General features: G+C 63.3%; 17 protein-coding genes and 1 riboswitch. Of the genes, 7 read left to right on the top strand and 10 right to left on the bottom strand.

The window, feature by feature from the left end; all coding sequences use genetic code 11:
* Positions 1–95 precede the first annotated feature (95 nt).
* Entirely contained in the window at positions 96–1,100 is a 1,005-nt protein-coding gene (locus tag GVL04_RS20165) for a DMT family transporter (RefSeq protein WP_159707846.1), read from the bottom strand.
* A gap of 23 nt (positions 1,101–1,123) precedes the next feature.
* Here GVL04_RS20165 and GVL04_RS20160 point away from each other — a divergent pair, with 23 nt between their 5' ends.
* Positions 1,124–1,351, top strand: a complete 228-nt coding sequence (locus GVL04_RS20160; protein WP_159707844.1) for an RNA-binding S4 domain-containing protein — start codon at positions 1,124–1,126, stop codon at positions 1,349–1,351.
* An 8-nt stretch (positions 1,352–1,359) separates the two neighbouring features.
* On the opposite strand, the gene GVL04_RS20155 is transcribed toward GVL04_RS20160, so the two are convergent.
* Positions 1,360–2,010, bottom strand: a complete 651-nt coding sequence (locus GVL04_RS20155; RefSeq protein ID WP_159707842.1) for an alpha/beta hydrolase — start codon at positions 2,008–2,010, stop codon at positions 1,360–1,362.
* A gap of 70 nt (positions 2,011–2,080) precedes the next feature.
* Here GVL04_RS20155 and GVL04_RS20150 point away from each other — a divergent pair, with 70 nt between their 5' ends.
* The 3 genes from GVL04_RS20150 (at position 2,081) to GVL04_RS20140 (ending at position 4,590) form a co-directional block, all read left to right on the top strand.
* A complete protein-coding gene (locus GVL04_RS20150) occupies positions 2,081–2,923 on the top strand; it encodes an SGNH/GDSL hydrolase family protein (RefSeq protein WP_159707930.1) in 843 nt (280 codons plus the stop codon).
* A gap of 10 nt (positions 2,924–2,933) precedes the next feature.
* Entirely contained in the window at positions 2,934–4,094 is a 1,161-nt protein-coding gene (locus GVL04_RS20145) for a winged helix DNA-binding domain-containing protein (RefSeq protein ID WP_159707840.1), read from the top strand.
* Between the two features lie 61 nt (positions 4,095–4,155).
* Positions 4,156–4,590, top strand: a complete 435-nt coding sequence (locus GVL04_RS20140; protein WP_159707838.1) for a hypothetical protein — start codon at positions 4,156–4,158, stop codon at positions 4,588–4,590.
* 21 nt (positions 4,591–4,611) lie between these two features.
* Here the strand turns inward: GVL04_RS20140 and GVL04_RS20135 are convergent, their stop codons facing one another.
* Together GVL04_RS20135 and GVL04_RS20130 are read right to left on the bottom strand one after the other, a co-directional pair.
* Complete coding sequence (locus tag GVL04_RS20135; protein ID WP_159707836.1) at positions 4,612–5,733, bottom strand: homoserine O-acetyltransferase; 1,122 nt, start codon at positions 5,731–5,733, stop codon at positions 4,612–4,614.
* Between the two features lie 14 nt (positions 5,734–5,747).
* Positions 5,748–5,864, bottom strand: a riboswitch (SAM riboswitch).
* A gap of 163 nt (positions 5,865–6,027) precedes the next feature.
* The gene (locus GVL04_RS20130; protein ID WP_268825393.1) at positions 6,028–7,368 is read right to left on the bottom strand and encodes a bifunctional o-acetylhomoserine/o-acetylserine sulfhydrylase; all 1,341 of its coding nucleotides are present in this window, start codon (positions 7,366–7,368) and stop codon (positions 6,028–6,030) included.
* A 202-nt stretch (positions 7,369–7,570) separates the two neighbouring features.
* Between GVL04_RS20130 and GVL04_RS20125 the strand changes: the two genes are divergently transcribed.
* Positions 7,571–8,209 carry a VOC family protein gene (locus GVL04_RS20125; RefSeq protein WP_159707832.1) on the top strand — a complete coding sequence of 213 codons (639 nt, stop codon included), beginning with the start codon at positions 7,571–7,573 and terminating at the stop codon, positions 8,207–8,209.
* A gap of 139 nt (positions 8,210–8,348) precedes the next feature.
* Here GVL04_RS20125 and GVL04_RS20120 read toward each other — a convergent pair whose 3' ends face one another.
* Positions 8,349–9,122, bottom strand: a complete 774-nt coding sequence (locus GVL04_RS20120; protein ID WP_159707830.1) for a CPBP family intramembrane glutamic endopeptidase — start codon at positions 9,120–9,122, stop codon at positions 8,349–8,351.
* Positions 9,123–9,208: 86 nt separating this feature from the next.
* Here GVL04_RS20120 and GVL04_RS20115 point away from each other — a divergent pair, with 86 nt between their 5' ends.
* Positions 9,209–9,865: a histidine phosphatase family protein gene (locus GVL04_RS20115; RefSeq protein ID WP_235036374.1), complete on the top strand. Its 657-nt coding sequence runs from the start codon at positions 9,209–9,211 to the stop codon at positions 9,863–9,865.
* Between the two features lie 9 nt (positions 9,866–9,874).
* Here the strand turns inward: GVL04_RS20115 and GVL04_RS20110 are convergent, their stop codons facing one another.
* The 5 genes from GVL04_RS20110 to GVL04_RS20090 are packed head-to-tail and all read right to left on the bottom strand — an operon-like array spanning position 9,875 to position 14,354.
* A complete protein-coding gene (locus GVL04_RS20110) occupies positions 9,875–10,666 on the bottom strand; it encodes a DeoR/GlpR family DNA-binding transcription regulator (protein ID WP_159707826.1) in 792 nt (263 codons plus the stop codon).
* Between the two features lie 23 nt (positions 10,667–10,689).
* Positions 10,690–11,544 (bottom strand): class II fructose-bisphosphate aldolase, encoded by an 855-nt coding sequence (locus GVL04_RS20105; protein ID WP_159707824.1) that lies wholly within the window; start codon positions 11,542–11,544, stop codon positions 10,690–10,692.
* On the bottom strand, positions 11,526–12,494 hold the full coding sequence (locus tag GVL04_RS20100) for a 1-phosphofructokinase family hexose kinase (protein WP_159707822.1): 969 nt from the start codon (positions 12,492–12,494) through the stop codon (positions 11,526–11,528). The genes GVL04_RS20105 and GVL04_RS20100 overlap by 19 nt, the downstream gene beginning before the upstream one ends.
* On the bottom strand, positions 12,491–13,426 hold the full coding sequence (locus GVL04_RS20095) for an ROK family protein (RefSeq protein WP_159707820.1): 936 nt from the start codon (positions 13,424–13,426) through the stop codon (positions 12,491–12,493). The genes GVL04_RS20100 and GVL04_RS20095 overlap by 4 nt, the downstream gene beginning before the upstream one ends.
* Positions 13,427–13,436: 10 nt before the next feature.
* The gene (locus GVL04_RS20090; protein WP_159707818.1) at positions 13,437–14,354 is read right to left on the bottom strand and encodes an SIS domain-containing protein; all 918 of its coding nucleotides are present in this window, start codon (positions 14,352–14,354) and stop codon (positions 13,437–13,439) included.
* A 275-nt stretch (positions 14,355–14,629) separates the two neighbouring features.
* On the opposite strand from GVL04_RS20090, the gene GVL04_RS20085 reads away from it, so the two are divergent.
* Positions 14,630–19,018 carry an endo-alpha-N-acetylgalactosaminidase family protein gene (locus GVL04_RS20085; protein WP_159707816.1) on the top strand — a complete coding sequence of 1,463 codons (4,389 nt, stop codon included), beginning with the start codon at positions 14,630–14,632 and terminating at the stop codon, positions 19,016–19,018.
* The last annotated feature ends 28 nt before the right edge of the window (positions 19,019–19,046 follow it).

The raw sequence follows: 19,046 nt of genomic DNA, 5'->3' as shown, positions 1-19,046 counted from the left end.
CCGGACGAGGTTGTCCGGCGGGGTGCTGGGGGAAATTTACTGCAAAGTACTTGACCCTACTGGAAAAAGCACTTGAGGGCACTGCGTCTCCTAGCCTACCGGCCTTTGGCAGGGCCTCTTCGTGCAAAAGCGCCTTTGGGCCACGGCAAGGTGGCCACGATGATGGCGGCGAGCGTCAGGACCGTACCCAGCACCGTGGGCAAGGCGACCACCGCGCCGGGACTGGGGATCACGACGTCGAGCAGCAACGATCCCACCAGTTGCCCGGCAATCATGCCCAAGCCGGTGATCAGCACGCCGAGGCTGCGGACCAGGAGGGCCGCCAGCCCGATGAAGAGGCAGCCCATTGGCCCGCCAAGGTAGTACCACCACTCGGAGGGAAGCGGATTGCCCGGGCCGGCGACGGCAAGCTTAATGAGCCATGCGATCCAGAGGATGGCTGACCCGGCAATGAAGTTGACCAGAGTGGCTGCAATCGGCGTCCCGTAGTGAACGGTGGCCGTTCCATTCATGGCTTGTTGGAAGCTCATGAAAAATCCGGCCGCAAGTGGCAGCAGGACGGGCAACACGAGGGAGGCGATATCGGCGTCGCCGCCGAACCGGGGCGAAACTGCCCAGGCGACGGCGGCCACAGTCAGGACACTGCCCAGGACCCGTACTCCCGTGATGGCACGTTTCCCTCCCGGCCCTATGCCCATCCGGTCCACGAGCAGTCCGCTCAACGTCTGGCCCGTGACGGCGGCCACAGTGAACAGCGCGACACCCAGCAGGGCGACGGTGAACGACTGGGCGAACACGAACAACGCACCGATGGCACCGGCCATGACGTAGAAGCGGGGGAAGCTGCGGTTCCGGACTGCCGGGATAATGCGCTGGAGGCCCGCCCTGCCCTTGGGCGTCACAAGCGAAATCGCGGTGATCAGCAGGAGGCCTGTGGTGAAGCTCACCACGGCTGCGGCGATGCCGTCGTCGAGGGTGGCGCCGAGGGCCCCGTTGATCCTCCCCTGAAGCGGGATGACCAGGCCTGTGGCTACTGCAACAGGGAGGCCAACGGCAAGCGGAAGGGTGGGACGGGGAGAAGGCTGCGGCACTGTCCCCACACTACTTCAGGCATCATTGCTGTATGAGCAACCCCGAAATCGAAGAGATCCCCATCCGCGACGAAATGATCCGTCTTGGCCAGCTGCTGAAGCTTGCCAACCTCGTGGAGGACGGTGTTGAGGCCACGGAGCTCATCAAGAACGGCCTGGTCAAGGTCAACGGGGAGATCGATGACCGCCGCGGCCGCCAGCTCCACGTCGGCGATACCGTGACCGTCAACGGCCAGACAGTCAGGATCGCCGCCGCCTAGCGACGCTCTCAGTCAGCGAGGACTTTGTGGGTGAGGAATTCGCCCACGTGTCCGATCTCCTGCTGGTTGATGCCATGCCACATCCCTGTGTAAAGCACTTTGGTGAGGTCCACGTGCTTGCGTACCCAGCCCATCGTGTATTCGATCTTGTCCTGGGTGATGACGGGATCCTGCTGGTCCCGGCCCCAGAACATGGGCATCGAGCCATCCAGTTCGTGATCCCGGAAGGCGGCGTCAGCACCGGCGTCGATCGCAAAACCTGAAAGTCCGACGACGGCGGCAAAGTCCGCGGGACGGTAACGGAGCATGGTGGTAGCCATGGCCATGCCCATGGAGAAGCCAAGCAACGTCACGGAGGAGTGGTTCGCTTTGACCGTATCCAGCCACTCCAGTGCGTATTCCGCGGCAAGCTTCACGGCGTCCAGCGAGTAATCGATGGAGGCAGTGAGCGGGAACCAGGTGAAGCCCGGCCCCATGGGCATCGGCGCCCGGAGTGCCGCCACCACGAAACCGTCTGGCAACAGCCCGGCCAGGCTGAACAAGTCCTCTTCATTGGAGCCGTAGCCGTGCAGCAGGACCAGGAGCGGCTTGCCGGCACGCTCGGCTTCGTCGTGGGACCACAGGACAACGGGCGCGGGGAATGCGGGGGCTTCAGTCATGGTTCCATTCTTACAGTTACCCGGAAGTAACAACTTACGGTGGCGTAGGTTCGCAGTGACGAGGCAGGATATGAGCGTGAGTGAGAACAATCATTTGTTGAAACCCGGCGAGCCTGTTCAAAAACACCCGTGGAGCCGCTATGTGGCCTTGGGTGATTCGTTCACTGAAGGAATCGGCGACCCCGAGCCCGCGAACCCCGGCGGCTACCGCGGTTGGGCCGATCGCGTCGCTGAGGAGCTTGGTCGGGGGCACGAGGATTTCGCGTATGCCAACCTCGCCATCAGGGGCCGGCTGCTGCAGCAGATCGTGGACGAACAGATAGGACCCTGCCTTGAACTGCAGCCGGACCTGGTGTCCATCTCAGCCGGCGGCAACGATCTCATCCGGCCTGGCGGCGACCCCGATCTGCTGGCCGAAAAACTCGACGTCGCGGTTGGCCAGCTGAGCTCCGGCGGTGCCACAGTGGTGTTGTTCAACGGTCCGGATACTGCCGCCTCGGTCCTGGGGCGTATCCGTGGCAAGGTGGCCATCTACAACGAGAACCTCCGCACCGTAGCAGCGCGGCACGACGCCGTCATTGCGGACATGTGGTCCCTGCGGCAGCTGGCTGACCTGCAAATGTGGGATGTAGATCGCCTGCACTTCTCGCCACTGGGCCACCACACCATCGCCACGATGGTCCTGGAGGCTCTCAACGTTGAACACACACTCGAACCCCTGATGCCCAAGCCATTGCCGCCGCGCACGTGGCGCGAGGCCCGCTCGTCAGACCTCGTCTGGGCGCGCGAGTACTTTGTCCCCTGGGTCATCCGGAGGCTGCGACACCAATCCTCAGGCGACGGCATCAGTCCAAAGCGTCCGACGCCGGGACCCGTCTTCGGCCCCAGCGGCACCTTGCTGCCACGCCGCTAAGGTGACATCCATGGCGGGAGGTGTTTCCGATTCTGCAGAGAATGTCCGGCGGCTGCGCCTAAGGAGGCAACAGTTACGGGCTCCGCTTGCCCGGAATGCCGGCGACGTGGTCCGCAACCTCTTGGCCGTCCAATCACAGGAGTTCCCCTACGCGCGATGGACGCTTGCACAAAGGACGTCCGGCAGCACCTCCACCGAGGTGGAAAAGGCGGTAGCAGACGGAACGATCCTGCGGACCCATATTCTCCGGCCCACCTGGCATTTCGTGCACCGGGACGATCTGGGCTGGCTGATGGGGCTCTCGGCGGACCGGCTTCATCAGGGAAACAAAGGCATGTACCGCCAGACGGGTGTGGATGAGGAATCAGCCGTACTGAGTGGCCGGATCCTCGGCGAGGCCGTGGCAGAGGGCGCCCATAAGACCCGCGAAGAGTTGGCTGAAGTGCTGGGACAAGCCGGCTTCCCGAGCAAAGGACTTGGGTTTATTTACCATCTGATGCACGCGGAAATCAGCTGCATCCTGGTGAGCGGCGCCCCCGTCCGCTCCGCCGGTGGCGCACTGAAACAGACGTACGCCCTGTTCCAGGAACGCGTGCCGGGTTTCGTTGGTTCGCCACTGACCGGGGAGCTACGCGAAAAGGCCTTGGGCCAGTTGGTCTTGCGGTACTTCGGCAGCCGTGGACCCGCCACCGTCAAAGACTGCGCCGTGTGGTCCGGGCTGACCATGAAGGACGTGAAGCTGGGCCTCCAAGTGGCTGAGGACCTATCACCCGGCAGCGTCGCATCTGTATCCTTTGACGGTCTCCCGTTTTACCTGGCCTCAGACGAAGTCGACGAGTTCACCAGAACTGATGCTCACTCGCCGGCTGATGATTCCGGGCTCCCCCGCGTTGACCTCATCCAGTGCTACGACGAATACGTCATGGGCTACTCACAGTCCCGGCACTACCTGGGCGGGACAGCTCCATATTTCCCCGAGGACAACGGACCCATGCACGTGGTCCTGCTGGACGGCAGATTGGCCGGATGGTGGCGCCACGGCTTCTCCGGCGGGGCTTGTGAGTTGGACGTCCGCATGAACCGGCCGGCAACGGCTGAGCAGCAGGCCGCATTGGAGGCCGAGGCGGAGCGCTATGGCCGGTTCCTGGGAATGGAGACCAAGCTGGTGTGACGTCGCCGAGCCGATCTCAGCAGCAGGGCTAAGCTGGGAGAAGACCTAGGAGGCCTGCACTGTGAACAATCTGATCTTCTGGATCATCGTCTGCTCGTGGCTGATTCCACTCGGGATCCGCATGTATAACCGCTCCCGGGCGCGTCGGATCCAGCATGGCGACTTCCGCGGCCCCGGCTACCCCCAGCAGAACCTGCCCGGCCCGGGCTATCCCCCGCAGAGTTATCCGCAGCAGGGCTATCCGGAGCAGAACTACCCGCCGCAGAACTACCCTGGGTACCCGTCCGAGCCGACCGTCATCCGCCCCGCAGATGACGCACCGCATGCCGGGCCGCCGTCGAGCCCTTCATCCCCCGCGCCGTTCCCGGCATCCAGCGGCTCTGAGCCGCAGGGCTACCGGGCACGGAAGCTGGCAGAACTGGACGCTAAGTTCAGCAACGGCGAGATCGCCATGGAGGACTACATGAAGCAGCGCGCCGACATCATGAACGGCTAGCCATTAGATCCGTCCGGATACTTAGGCGAAGAACGACTCGCGGAGCTGTGTTGAAAGCTGGCCAATTTCGGTGAGGAACCCGTCGTGGCCAATGGGCGCCTCAATGACGTGAACCGGCACGTCGCCCGGGAGCGCAGCAGCCAATTCACGCGATTGCGCCGGGAAGTAGAGCCTGTCCGTGTCCACCGCTGCGACGAAGAACTCTGCCGTGGTCCGGGACAGTGCCGCCTGCAGCGAGCCGCGGCCCCGCGTGACGTCGTGGGACATCAATGCCTCGGTGATGGCGATGTAGCTGTTGGCATCAAAACGGCGGACCAGCTTTGTCCCTTGGTGGTCCAAATAGCTTTCCACCTGATAGCGGCCACGCTCCCCCAACACCGCAGCAGCAAGCGGTGTCTCCTGGTGCTGGGCTTCGCGGCCAAAGCGGAAATCCAGCTCCAACGCTGAGCGGTAGGTGATGTGGGCGATGCGCCGGGCCAGCGCCAATCCGTGCTCGGGGGCAGTGCCACCGTAGTAGTCGCCGTTGTTGAAGTTCGGGTCCTGCCTGATAGCCAGAGTCTGGGCTTGTGCGAATGCAATCTGCTCCGCCGTGCTGTGGGCGCCCACCGAGATGACGGCGCAGCGTTTGACCCTGTCCGGGAACGTCACTGCCCACTCAAGAGCCCGGGCGCCGCCCATCGAACCGCCCAGGACGGCGTGCCAGGCATCGATACCCAAGGCATCAGCCAGTCGGGCCTCGGTCTCCGTACTGTCGCGCAGGGTGATCAAGGGAAAACGTGAGCCCCAGGGCTGGCCGTCCGGTGCTTCTGACGATGGGCCGGTGCTGCCGTAACACCCACCCACGATGTTGATGGAGATGACGAAGAACTTGTTGGTGTCGATGGTGGCACCCGGCCCAACCAACTGCTCCCACCAGCCTTCTTCGTCAGTGGCTCCACGCGCGACGTGCGTGCTGCCCGTGAGCGCATGCTGGATGAGCACAGCGTTGGACGCGTCCGCGTTCAGCCGGCCCCACGTTTCATACGCCAGGACAACGTCCGGAAGGAACCCGCCGGCTTCAAGCTCCAGCGGCCCGATCCCGGCGTACTTGACGGTTCCGTCTTCTTCTCCGGATTTTGGAAGGGCTGTAGCAGTAATGGTCATTCCTTTGACACCTATCCTCGCGCTTGCCCGTCGCCTTGCGTGCGAACAGGCCAGGTCTTCACCCGGGGCACCCCACCGCGGAGGAGGGTTGCCGGCCAGCAAGCCGGGGCTGTGTGCTGGCACTCATGACCTAATACGAAGAGTCTAGGAAATGCAGGGCGGTTCTGGCGAAGAATGTGACAACAGTGTGACGGTTTGGGCTAGCTTCATTCACGAAGAAGCATCCAGGAGTGCCGCCCGGCGAATAATCGTCGACGCGGGCGGCACTCCCGGCGGAGGTGATGAGCCCCGGCGTCAGGCGCCCTTGGCGGCCCTGAATCCGGCTTCGAGGTCGGCGATGATGTCATCCACGTGCTCGATGCCTACGGACAACCGCACCAGGCCGGGGTTGACGCCTGCAACAAGCTGCTGTTCCTCCGTCAGCTGGCTGTGCGTGGTGGACGCCGGGTGGATGACCAAGGAGCGGACGTCGCCGATGTTGGCGACGTGGGAGTGCAGCTCCAGTCCGTCCACGAAGCGCTTGCCGGCTTCCACGCCGCCCTTGATGTTGAAGGCAACAATTGCGCCAGTGCCCTTGGGGCCATACTTTCGGCCGCGGTCGTACCACGGGCTGGACGGCAGGCCCGCATAGGCCACCGATTCGACGTCGTCGTGGCTTTCAAGCCACTCGGCAATCTTGGCGGCGTTCGCTACGTGGCGTTCCACGCGCAGGCTCAACGTCTCCAAGCCCTGGGCAATGAGGAAGGCATTGAACGGGGAGACGGCCGAGCCGAGGTCGCGCAGCAACTGGACGCGGGCCTTCAGGATGTAGGAAAGGTTGGCGCCCAGCGCGCCGTCCTTGCCCAGGTCCCGGGCGTAGACCAGACCGTTGTAGCTGGGGTCCGGCGTGTTGAAGCCAGGGAAGCGCTCCGGATCCTTGCCGAAGTCGAAGTTGCCGGAGTCCACGATCACTCCGGCGATTGCGGAGCCGTGACCGCCCAGGTACTTGGTTGCGGAATGGACCACGATGTCCGCGCCCCACTCAATGGGCCGGATGAGGTACGGCGTGGACAGGGTGTTGTCGACGATCAGGGGCACACCGGCCTCATGTGCCGTGTGGGCGATACCCTCGATATCCAGCACATCCTGGCGGGGGTTGGAAACAACCTCGCCGAAGAACAGCTTGGTGTTCGGCTGGACAGCATCACGCCATTGGTCCAGGTTGTCCGGATCTTCCACGAACGTGACCGAGATTCCGAACTTCTTCAGCGTGTGCGCCAGCAGGTTGTACGTACCGCCGTACAGGCTGGGGCTCGCTACGATGTGGTCCCCCGCCTCGGCGATATTCAGGATGGCGAATGTCTCGGCGGCCTGGCCGGAGCTAAGCAAGAGTGCGCCCAGTCCGCCCTCAAGGCTCGCGACACGCTGCTCCACGGCGTCCTGTGTCGGATTGCCGATCCGGGTATAGATGGGTGCGAGTTCGGCCAAGGCAAAGCGATTGGCCGCACTTTCGGCACTGGGGAACACGAAGGACGTGGTCTGGTAGATCGGCAGCGACCTCGCACCTGTGGCAGCGTCGGGCTCCTGGCCTGCGTGGATCTGGCGGGTTTCGAAAGACCATCCTTGGGACATGGAGTTCTCCTGTTCGTGACGCATGGGTTCGGCGGGAATATGGTGCGGTGTGAGCTGGGGCCAGTCTAGGAAGTGTCCGGAGGCTAAGACAGCTTTGTGACGCCGGTGGAATCTTTCGGTCTTTTCGCGTCCCTCCATGACGCCCACCGGCGCAGTTTATACACATCCCACCTTAGTTAGGCTTGACTTAGCTGAGACCCCGATCACAAAGTGCCAAGATGAAGCCATGCGCATGGATCACGTCTCTTACGCCTGTGAACGAGATGGCCTTTTGGCCACTACCGAACGAATTTCCGCGGCACTGGGAGTGGACGCTGTCCGGGGCGGAGTGCACCCGCGCTTCGGTACCCGGAACATGATCATTCCCCTTGCGGATAACAAGTACCTTGAAGTGGTGGAGGTCCTGGACCACCCTGCTTCAGACAAAGCACCCTTTGGCCAAGCCGTCCGTGCACGCTCAGCTGCCGGAGGAGGTTGGATGGGCTGGTGCGTCGCTGTTGACGACCTCGCCCCGTTCGAAGACCGCCTTGGCCGCTCCGCTGTTCCGGGCAACCGCAAGTTCCCGGACGGCCGCGAACTGGTGTGGCAGCAAATCGGAATCCTCGGCTTGATCGCCGATCCCCAGGTGCCGTACCTGCTCAAGTGGGAGGGCGACCCCGCCCTGCACCCGTCCAGGATCTACGAGAGCGACGTCAAGATGTCCAGCCTCACTATTGCGGGCTCGGCCGAACGCGTTACCGAGTGGTTGGGCGAACCGGTGGAAAAGCCGCTTGAGGACGTAGCGGTCCAGTGGATGGCCCCGCATGGCACTCCCGGCATCCTGGCTGTCACCTTCGAAACCGCCTCCGGGGCCGTCACGATCTGACCGTTCCCCCTATCCGGGCCAGTCCCGGGACCGGGTCAACCATGCCCGGTAAACTTCGGCCGCCATCAGCGGGTGCCAATGACGTCACCCACCGATGGCGGCCGGATACTTTTAAGCGTCCGTTGCCGTTGACGGTCGGCTAGCCAAGGCCCATTGCCTTGCCGAACAGACTGAACCCTACGAATGCCACAATGTCCAGCAACGCGTGGGCAATCACCAACGGCATCACCCGCCTGGTCTTGGTATAGATCCACGCGAACACCAGCCCCATGACGACGTTGCCAATGAATGGCCCGAAGCCCTGGTACAGGTGGTAGCTGCCCCGCAGGACGGCGCTGACAACGATCGCTGCCGGCATGCTCCAGCCGAACTTGCCGAAGCGGTCCATGAGGTACCCCACCACGATCACTTCTTCGACGATTGCGTGCCGGATGGCCGAGAGGATCAGCACCGGCACGGTCCACCAGTAGGCGTCCAGTCCGCTGGGAACAATCGCCGTGGTGATTCCGAGGGCCCGCCCGGCCGCGTAAAGACCCAGCGAGGGAATGCCGATAGCCGCCGCCAGTCCCAAACCCTGAAGCAGGTCTTTTCCGGGCCTGGCAAAGTTGAAGCCCAGCCGGGCGAACGCCGAACCGCTCTCGCCGTCCCGGTTTGTCTGGATATGCATGGACAAGAAATAGAACACCAGGGCCACGGGTACCAGCGCGAAGATGATGTCCAGCAGTTGGTACGTGAGATCGAAGTACTCGCGCGTGCTTTGGGACCTGTTCAGCGTTGAGGTGGCGTCGGCCAACGGTGCGCGCGTCATCTTGTCCAGCAGTTGCACCACGGAGTAGACGGCCGACTGGCCCAGGGAAAGGCCCAACACAATAAGTACTTCGGCGCGCAGCCGGCGGCGGGAAGCAAGGAACATGTACCTATCTTGCCCGCAGTTCCTGCCACTTTGCCGGGAACCGCGCACCTATGCTTGGTGGGATGGGCGCCCCAGCGAGAATCTTCATGATCCGGCACGGCCAGTCGGCCGCCAATGCCGACACGACCATCTACAACCGGGTGCCGGATTATCGGATCCCCCTGACTGAGATGGGGGTGGAGCAGGCCCGGATTGCCGGTGAAGACCTTCGCCGGAAACTCGATGGCGAGCAGGTCTGCGTCTACGTGTCGCCGTATCTGCGGGCCTACCAAACCCTGGAAGCGATGAATCTTGGCCCGCTGATCGAGCGCGTCATTGAGGAACCCCGGCTGCGGGAGCAGGACTGGGCCAACTTCCAAATAGCCGGGGAAATCGAAGACCAAAAGGAGTTGCGCAACCTGTACGGCCATTTCTTCTACCGGTTCCGCGAGGGTGAGTCCGGCTCTGACGTGTACGACCGCGTGTCATCGTTCATGGAGACGCTCTACCGCCACTGGCAAAAGCCCAGCTATGCCCCGAATACACTCCTTGTGACGCACGGACTGACCATGCGCCTGTTTTGCATGCGCTGGTTCCACTGGACAGTTGAGTACTTCGAGTCGCTCAACAACCCGGATAACGCCGAGCTGCGCACACTGATCAAGAACGACGACGACCAGTACACCTTGGATTTACCGTTCAGCCAGTGGGTGCCCAGGGATGTAGACGACTCAGTCCTTCACGCACCGAGGATGCGGTTCTAGCAAGCAACCCTAGCTGGCAGGCGCGACGATGACTTCGGTGCCCTTGGCTTCGAAGGCGGTTTTGTCCTCGGCGCTGATACCGGAATCGGTGATGAGGTGCCTGAAGTCGTAGCCGGCCATGGCGGCGAAGGAGCGGCGGCCTACCTTGGAAGAGTCGGCCACAACGTAGGATTCCGTTGCCCGGCGTGCCATCACCGTGTTGACCATGGCTTCGCCTTCATCGGTGATGGTGGGACCCAGGTCCGGGTCCACGCCGTTGACGCCAATGAACGCAATGTCCAAAGCGACTTTCTGCATGATGACATCCGTGTAGGGGCCCACGAGTTCGTAGGAACGCGGGTTCAGGATGCCGCCGGTGACCATGATCTTGATATTGGGCCGGACTGCCAGCTGCGAGGCAATGTTGATGGCATTGGTCACCACCGTCAGCGTGGGCGTGTGGGACGGAGCGTTAAGGTCCTCGCGGGTGGAAAGGAGCTGGGCCAAGGCCGTGTTGGTGGTCCCGCCGCTGAGCCCAATCACAGCACCGGGCCGGATCAACGACGACGCTGCCAAGGCAATTTCCTGCTTGGCCACTGCGTGATCGTCACGGTTGTACCTGCCCGGAAGGTCGTAGGCCACTGATCCAGTGGTGGCGCCGCCCCGGGTCCGGCTGAGCAACCGCTGCTTGGCGAGGCTGTCCAGGTCTCGTCGTGCCGTGGCTGGTGACACGCCAAGACGCGTCACGATTTCCTCGACTTCCACATGGCCGGACTCGGCCAGGAGATCGAGGATGGCGGTCAGCCGATCGGTGCGGGTCATGACGAGCCTTTCGCGGGTTCCTGCTATTTCGCTTTGGCGAACAGCGTCAGCATACGTGCGGACTCCAGCACCAGGGCATCCCGGCCGGCCTTGATGTACTTCCGGGAATCTACCACTGCAGGGTTGGCATCGAGGTACTCACGGACGGCGCGGGTAAAGAACCCGTTCAAATGTGTGGATACGTTGATTTTAGTCATACCCGCACCGATAGCGGCTACGAGCATCTCGTCTGTGACGCCTGACGAGCCATGAAGGACCAGCGGTTTTCCGACGGCGGTCTTCAGACGTGTGATCAGGTGCAGGTCCAAAGCGGCACTGCGTTCGGTCATGGCATGGGAAGAACCGACAGCCACTGCCAGCGCGTCCACACCTGTTGCCTCAACGAACGCCTTGGCCTCGGCGGGGTCTGTCCGGACGCCCGGAGCGTGGGCGCCGTCCTTGCCTCCCACCTTTCCAAGTTCGGCCTCAACGTACACGCCATGCTCGTGTGCGTACTTGGCTACGCGTTGGGTGACTTCGACGTTCCATTCGTAGGGAAGATGCGCGCCGTCGTACATGACCGAACCGAAGCCGAGGTCCACTGCGGCCAGCGCCAGGTCTTCTGATTCGGCGTGGTCCAGGTGAAGGGCGACGGGCACAGCGGCCGAACGGGCGATGGCCAGGGCGGCTGATGCGATGGGCTCGAGCCCGCCATGGTATTTGGCACAGTTCTCGGAGATCTGCAGAATCAGCGGAACACCGGCCGCTTCGGCTCCAGCCACCAGCCCTTCGGCTGTTTCGATGTGGATGATGTTGAACGCACCTTGGCCCGTGCCGGATGCGGCGGCCCTGTCCATGAGTTCCCGCGTGTTGACCAGGGTCACCGGGTCTCCTTCCATGTCACGATCAGTTGGTCTTGAAGTTCCTGATACCGCGGCGAGATTTCGCCCGCCGCAGGCATGAGTACGGCCGCGGCCGACCAGGCGGTGGCGCGGCGAAGTATTTCGCGGGGTTCGGTAATGCCTTCGGCGAGTGCGACGGCGGCAGCCGCCACGCCGGCGTCGCCCGCTCCTGTGGGGTTGCCGCTGAGCGCCTCCGGCAAGCGGGCGCTCCAGTAACCACCAGGGGCTGCGTGGTCGAAGGCGAGCATCCCGTCCGCACCTGCACTGACAAGCACGGTGCGGGCACCCATGTCGATCAGTGAGAGAGCCGCCGCTTCCAGGCTGGACTCCCCTGTGGCCTCTGCGAGTTCGTGGTGGTTGGGCTTGAGGACGTCGGCTCCCGCTTTCGCTGCGGCGATGATCCCGGGGCCGGAGGTGTCGATAATGGCCGGGATGCCGGCGTCGTGGGCCAACCGCACCAGTTCCGGGTAGAAGTCCGCGGGGGCGCCAGGGGGCAGGCTTCCGGAGCCGACCAGGACGGAGGCCTGAAGGTTGCGGTTTCCACTCACGGCCTCAACCACTGCGATCCGGAGCGAGCGCCAGTCGTCCGGCAGGAGAGCTTGGCCCTCCTCATTGAAGATGGACGTCTCCCCTGCGATGGTATCGACCAGTGCGATGCTGCGGCGGGTCTCGGCGGCGACGCCCACCAGGGTGTGCGGCACTCCACTCGTCCAGAGTTCAGCGGCGAGGGTTTGGCCTGCTGCCCCACCCGTGGGTGCAATGGCAAGGACCGGGTAGCCGAGCTGGTGCGTGACGCGGGCTACGTTGATCCCTTTGCCGCCCGCCCGGCTCAAGGGCGTGGGGACGCGGTGGCTGGCGCCTTCGGTGATCCCCTGCACGGTGTAGGTCATGTCAATGGCCGGGTTGGGCGTGACGGTAATGATGCGGTTCACAGCGGCGCGTTTCACTGAGTGCCTCCCAAAAGAGCCCGTGCATTCAAGGCCGCACCGAGCAGGCCTGCGTCTTGGCCCAGCTCAGCCCGGATGAGTTGGGGACGTCGCTGGAAGTCGAGGATCTGGTCCACACGGACGCGGAGGGGTTCCAGGAGTTCATCCCCGGCCTCGGCCAGGCCTCCGCCGATAACCACCGCTTCGGTACCGATGATGTTGACGCACTGGCAGATGGTGAAAGCGAGGGCATCCACGGCATCAGCCCAGATACGGGCAGCCAGTTCGTCGCCGGAATTTGCCCTGAGCAGGACGCCCCGTGCGCCATTCACCCTGTTTCCCGACGCACGGTGGTAGCGCTTGGCAATGGCCCCGGCGGAACCTACGGCTTCCAGGATGGTGGAGTTCGCGGTCCCGGCGGGGGAATCAGGGTCCGGCACCTGGGCATGGCCGAGTTCTCCAGCGAAACCGCCCGCTGTGACAGCCTTCCCACCTGAGAACACGGCTGCTGCGATGCCGGTTCCCACCACCATCACCACGACGTCGTTGAACTCTTTCGAACCACCAATGCTGTGTTCCACCGCAGCAGCGGAGCGGACATCATGATCGAACGCCACCGGAATTCCCAGGCGCTTTTCGGCCTCGGCAGTGAACGGGAAATCACGCCAGCCCAGATTGGCGGAGTAAACGCCAACTCCGGCAGCAGAGTCCACAATGCCCGGAACGATGATGCCGGCGGCCCGCGCGGGTGAGCCCGGGAACTCGGAAGCCAACTCGGCAGCAAGCTCAGCCAGCCGGTCCAGGACTGCTTCGCCGGGCCTCGCCGAATCCAACGGCGTGGGGACACGGCGCATGCCCAGGACAATCCCCCGGGCATCCACCAAACCAGCTTTGATGTCCGTCCCGCCAACGTCGAAGGAGAGGACCGGTGATTCTGCGGCTCCGAGAACCATGATCGGGTGCCTAGGCGGAGGCGTCGAGAATGACGGAGCGCGTCAGGTTGCGGGGCAGGTCCGGATTCAGGTCGCGGACGCGCGCACGCTCCAGCGTTACCTTGTGGACCCGTGCCAGTTCAGCCAACGGGTGCTTGTCGGTGTGGATGTAAAGGGCGCCGGTGACTGCCATGTCGTTGTCCAAGCCTTCAGGCTGGGTTCCGAACAACCAGGTGACGCGGCCGGGGGCAGCGATGGAAATAGGACCGTGGCGGTACTCCATGGCCGGGTAGGACTCAGTCCAGCCCTGAACGGCTTCGCGCATTTTCAGGCCGGCCTCGTGGGCAAGGCCAACCGTCCAGCCAGTGCCGAGGAAGGTGAACTGTTCTGCGTCCAGCAGTTCCTGGGAGACCGGAGCGCTGACGGCTTCCCGGGCATCCTCAATGGCCTGCTGCACATCGATTCCGAGGCTGCTGAGCAGGTACACCAAAGCCGTGGTGGCAAAGCGGGTCTGCACGACCGAACGCTCATCGGCGTACTGCAGGCCGATCACGGCGTCGGCCAACGGGACGATCGGCGAGGAGGTGTCGCCGATGATCGCCACTGTAGGGACGATGCCCTGAAGCTCAGCCAGGATCTCAAGAACCTCCGTGGTGGTTCCTGATCGCGTAATGGCGACAACGGCGTCGTACTGGCGGTCAGCACTATTGCTGTTCAGGAAGGCCTCTGAAGCGGCGAACGCATCCGTGACGCCCTTGCCGGCAGATTCGCGGGCAGCTGCGTAGCTCTGGGCCATGAACCAAGAGGTTCCACAGCCGATGACGGCAATGCGCTTGCCGTCCGCGGGAAGCAGCTGCTCGGCACCTGCCTGTTCGACGGCCCGCTGCCATACGTCGGGCTGGGAAACCAGCTCTTCCTCCATGAAGGCACCCAGTGTGTTCTCGCTCATCGTGTGTTCCGCTCCCGCTCAGCTTAATGACGTTTTCTGATCTATAGAAACACTAAACGATCATTTTCGATCTCACAAGGATCATCCGCATGCGAAGACTGCTCATTAGGTGCATACGACTTCGTTGGCCGCCGGACTGCGGAAAGCGTGTGCCGACATGTGCATTTAAGTTAACTGCCTGTTAACTCTTGTCAACTTCTGTCCCATGCAGCAGTCTTAGACGAGTCCGCAAGAACATGATTGTTACTAGCTCGGAAAAATCAAGAAGGAGCATAATGCCCGGCTTGTCATCCCCCAGACGCCTCGCATCGCTGAGTTTGGCCTGCGTCGTCGCCTCATCCTCGCTGGGTCTGCTGGCTATTCAACCCGCCACCGCAGCCCAATCCACCCAACCCACAGATATCGTCAGCGCCGCCGATTCAGCTACTCTCACGTCCGGCGAACTCAGGGTGGAGGTTGCCACCACGTTCCCGCAGGTCCTCGGGTATATCCATACCGCTACCAAAGCGCGTCTCGACGGCACCACGACCCGGCTCGATACCATCACCATCAACGGCGTGGAGTACAGAGCCACCGGAACGTCCACCGCTTCCGGAAAGGACGCGAGGGACTATGTCCTGACTGTGCCCGACTTCGGCAACACCGTGATCACGGCCCGGCTCTCCGTTAAACAGAACGTGGTCTCGTTCAATGTCACGGAGATCAAGGACTCCGCCGGGCACCAGGTGAAGACACTGCAACTCCCCCGGCTGAACCTGGTGACCGTGGGCTCCACCCAGCCCGGAGCCCAGGTATCCACCGCCAACCTTTCCGTGGACCGGAGCGTTACCGGCGACGAGTTCACGCCGATCACCGCTTCCACTCCCCTGGATGCCGCTGCCAAGAGCTCCGCCTACGCGCTGGCCAACACCGGGACCTTGGGTGCCGCAGTTGAATCCAACGCCCTGTACGACACGTCCTCCGGGCCGGGAGCGAAGGACCGCGGCCGCTTCTGGCGCCAGGCCGTCAGCGACGGTGCCGGCGGAGTCACCATGGGTCTCGCCAGCGGTCAGTGGCTCTATCGCACTGAGGGCTCGGACGCCACTGAGGAACTTCCGTGGACCCGCGTCGCCATCACCCCGGACGCGAATGCCGACGGCGGCGTTGACTGGCAGGATGCGGCGATCGCCATGAGGTCCATCCAGGTCAGCGCCAACAAGGGCGATCAGACACCGGACAACGTGATTACGCATATCCCGTTCAACTTCGCCTCGCAGGCAACCCACCCGTTCCTGCGCACCCTGGACGACGTCAAACGCATCTCCCTGGCCACAGATGGCCTGGGTCAGGTGGCCATGCTCAAGGGCTACACCAGCGAGGGCCACGACTCAGCAAATACGGACTACGGCAACAACTTCAACAACCGTGCCGGTGGCCTGGAAGACCTCAACAAGCTGGTCAAGGAAGGCAAGGATTGGAATGCCAGCTTCGGCGTCCACATCAATGCCACCGAGATCTACCCTGAAGCCAAATCCTTCAGCGAAGACCTCTTGCGGGCCGACAAGGGCCTGGGGTGGAACTGGCTGGACCAGTCCTACTACATGAACCAGCGCGAGGATATTAACTCCGGCAAGCTCGCCCAGCGCATCAAGGAACTGCGCGAAGCCACGGACAAGAACCTGGACTTCGTCTACGTGGACGTCTACTACGAGTTCGGCTGGCTCGCCGAGCGCCTGCAGAAGGAGCTCGTCAAGAACGGCTTCCGGGTGGGCTCGGAATGGGCAGACCACCTTTCCCGAAACAACACCTGGTCGCACTGGGCCAACGATGAAAAGTACGGCGGCTCCACCAACAAGGGCGTGAACTCCCAGATCCTGCGCTTCATCAACAACACCCAGTCCGACGTCTGGAACCCCGATCCCAAGCTCGGCGTGAGCCACATTGTGGAGTTCGAAGGCTGGACCGGTCAGAACGACTTCAACGCCTTCAGCGAGAACGTATGGACGGCCAACGTGCCCGCCAAGTTCCTGCAACACCACCAGATCACCAAGTGGACGGCCGACCGCATCGACCTCGCCGATGGCGTGGCCGTCACCGGAAACACCGCCGAGGAACGCAACATCACGGTGGGCGGAACCTCCGTACTGCAAGGTGGAACGTACCTGCTGCCGTGGTCCTCCAAGGAAAATGGCAAGGCCGACAAGCTCTACCACTACAACCCGGCAGGGGGCACCAGCACCTGGACCCTCACCAAGGAGTTCGCCAAGTCCGGCTCGCTCGAACTGTTCAAGCTGACCGACAACGGACGGGTGAAAGTCACCGACGTCCCCGTGGTCAACGGGCAGGTCACCGTCACCGCCGACGCCAAGCAGCCCTACGTCCTTGCTCCGAAGAACAACAAGGCCGATCTGCCCAAGAAGGCCGACTTCGGCGAAGGCACCGCGTTCAACGATCCCGGCTTCAACGGCGCAGACCTCTCCCCGTGGGCCCCCACGGGCACCGTCACCCAGGTACGCGACGACAAGGGCCGCCGCTACGCTGAGATGGGGGCAACGCCGTCGTCGATCAGCCAGGAAGTAAAGCTGGACGCCGGAACCCAATCCGTCAGCGCCTGGGTGGAAATCCAACCCGGCAAGACCCGTCCCACCACGCTCTCCGTGAACATCAACGGCAAGACCGAAAGCGTCACCATTGATTCGTCCAACGCCGAAAACTACGTGGCAGGCGACGAAAAACACGGCACAGCATTCCAGCGCGTACGGGTGCTGGTGGACGTGCCCCGGAACAACACCAAGGCCACCGTTTCCATCCAAGCCGCCGACGGCGATGCCACGGTACGCGTCGACGACTTCCGGGCGGTGAAGACCACCCGGGTGGCCACCACCGGCGTGCTGAGCGAAGACTTCGAGAACGTGGACCAAGGCTGGGGACCGTTCGTGAAAGGCGACGCCGGCGGCTCCACTGACCCGCGCACTCACATCACCGAACGCAACGAACCGTTCACCCAGAAGGGCTGGGACGCCAACGTAATCGACGAAGTATTGGATGGCACTTGGTCACTGATCGCGCACGACGAGAACCGGGCTCCAAATGGCGGACCAGGCATGGTGTACCGCACCACCGAGGCAACCGTGCCGTTCCAGGCAGGCCACAAGTACAAGGTGTCCTTCGACTACCAGAACTCCAAGGCCGGGCAGTACGCCTGGGTCTCCGGATATGACTCGCAGGCAGGACCCGCGGTCACAGGCAGCCAGCCCATCGATGCCAAGTCGTCCACCGCGCGGTTCGAGCAGGTCCTTGATACCGGATTCTGCGGCGACTACTTTGTGGGGCTGCAGCGCACGGGCAGCTCGAACGGTTCTGACTTCACCCTGGACAACTTCCTGGTGGAGGACCTCGGTGCCTCGGAAGCCGTCCCGGCCTGCGCGCAACTCTCGGCTGCCCTTCAAGGCGACGTGATCCAGCAGGGCAAAGCACAGGACTTCGTCACCACCTTTGTCTCGGACGAACCGGCGGCCATCAGCGGCCTCGCCGTTGCACTCCAACTGCCTGAGGGCTGGACGGCAACCCCTTCCACGCCGGCAACGGCCGCAACCCTCCCCGCTGGCGAAACACTCACCACCACATGGAAGATCACCGCCCCCGCTTCGGCGGATGGCGACTACCCCATCACTGCATCGGCCAAGTACACCACTACAACAGAGCCTGCAGGCGGCCGCACCATCAGCACCACGTCCACCGTGCGGACGCTGCCCAAGCCACCGCAGGCCACCGTGTTCGCCAGCGACCACCCCTGGGTCAGCGCAACGAACGGTTGGGGGCCCGTTGAGAAGGATCAGTCCAACGGCGGGACCGGGACCGGCGACGGCACACCCCTCACCCTGAACGGCACGGTCTACGCCAAGGGTTTGGGTGCCCACGCCAACGGCAATGTCCGCTACTACCTCGGCGGTTACTGCACTGCCTTTACGGCAACGGTAGGCATTGATGACGCCCAGCCGACGCGGGGCAGCGTGAAGTTCTCCGTAGTGGCCGATGGCACCGCCAAGGTCACCACCCCGGTTCTGGGAGCGGCCAGCGCTCCCCTGCCGCTGACCGTGGACGTCACCGGGGCCCAGTACGTGGAGTTGGTGGCCAACGACGCCGGCGACTCCAACGGCAACGACCACGCGGACTGGGCAGACGCCAAATTCACCTGTTCCTCGACGTCACAGGAGCCGCCGGCACCCGTCCTGACGGGCACCGTGTTCGCCTCCGACCTGCCCTGGATCGGCAGCACCAACGGTTGGGGCCCGGCGGAACGGGACCGCGCCAACGGTGAGCAGAACGCCGGTGACGGACCCGCTTTGCGGCTTGACGGCGTCGTCTATCCGAAGGGCATCGGCGTCCACGCCGACTCGAAGATCAGCATCGCCACCGAAGCCAAGTGCAACGCCTTCACCGCTGTGGTGGGAGTGGACGACGCCAAGCTGAACAAGGGCCTGCACGGATCGGTGGTGTTTATCGTCAAGGGCGATGGGCGCGAATTGCTGAGGACTCCCGTTCTCAGTGCCGACTCGGCAGCACTTCCCCTCACCGTGGACACTACCGGTGTCCGGAACGTCGAGCTGATCGCCGACAAGAACGGTGACGACGCCGGCGACGACTGGGGTGATTGGGCGGACGCGAAGTTCAGCTGCGCGTAAGCCCAACGCGGGGTCACTTATAGCCCAT

It is taken from the genome of Arthrobacter sp. 18067 (assembly GCF_902706295.1).
Lineage (GTDB): Bacteria > Actinomycetota > Actinomycetes > Actinomycetales > Micrococcaceae > Arthrobacter.
Note: the sequence above shows the minus strand (reverse complement) of the source record. Positions and strands in the feature narration are given on the sequence as shown.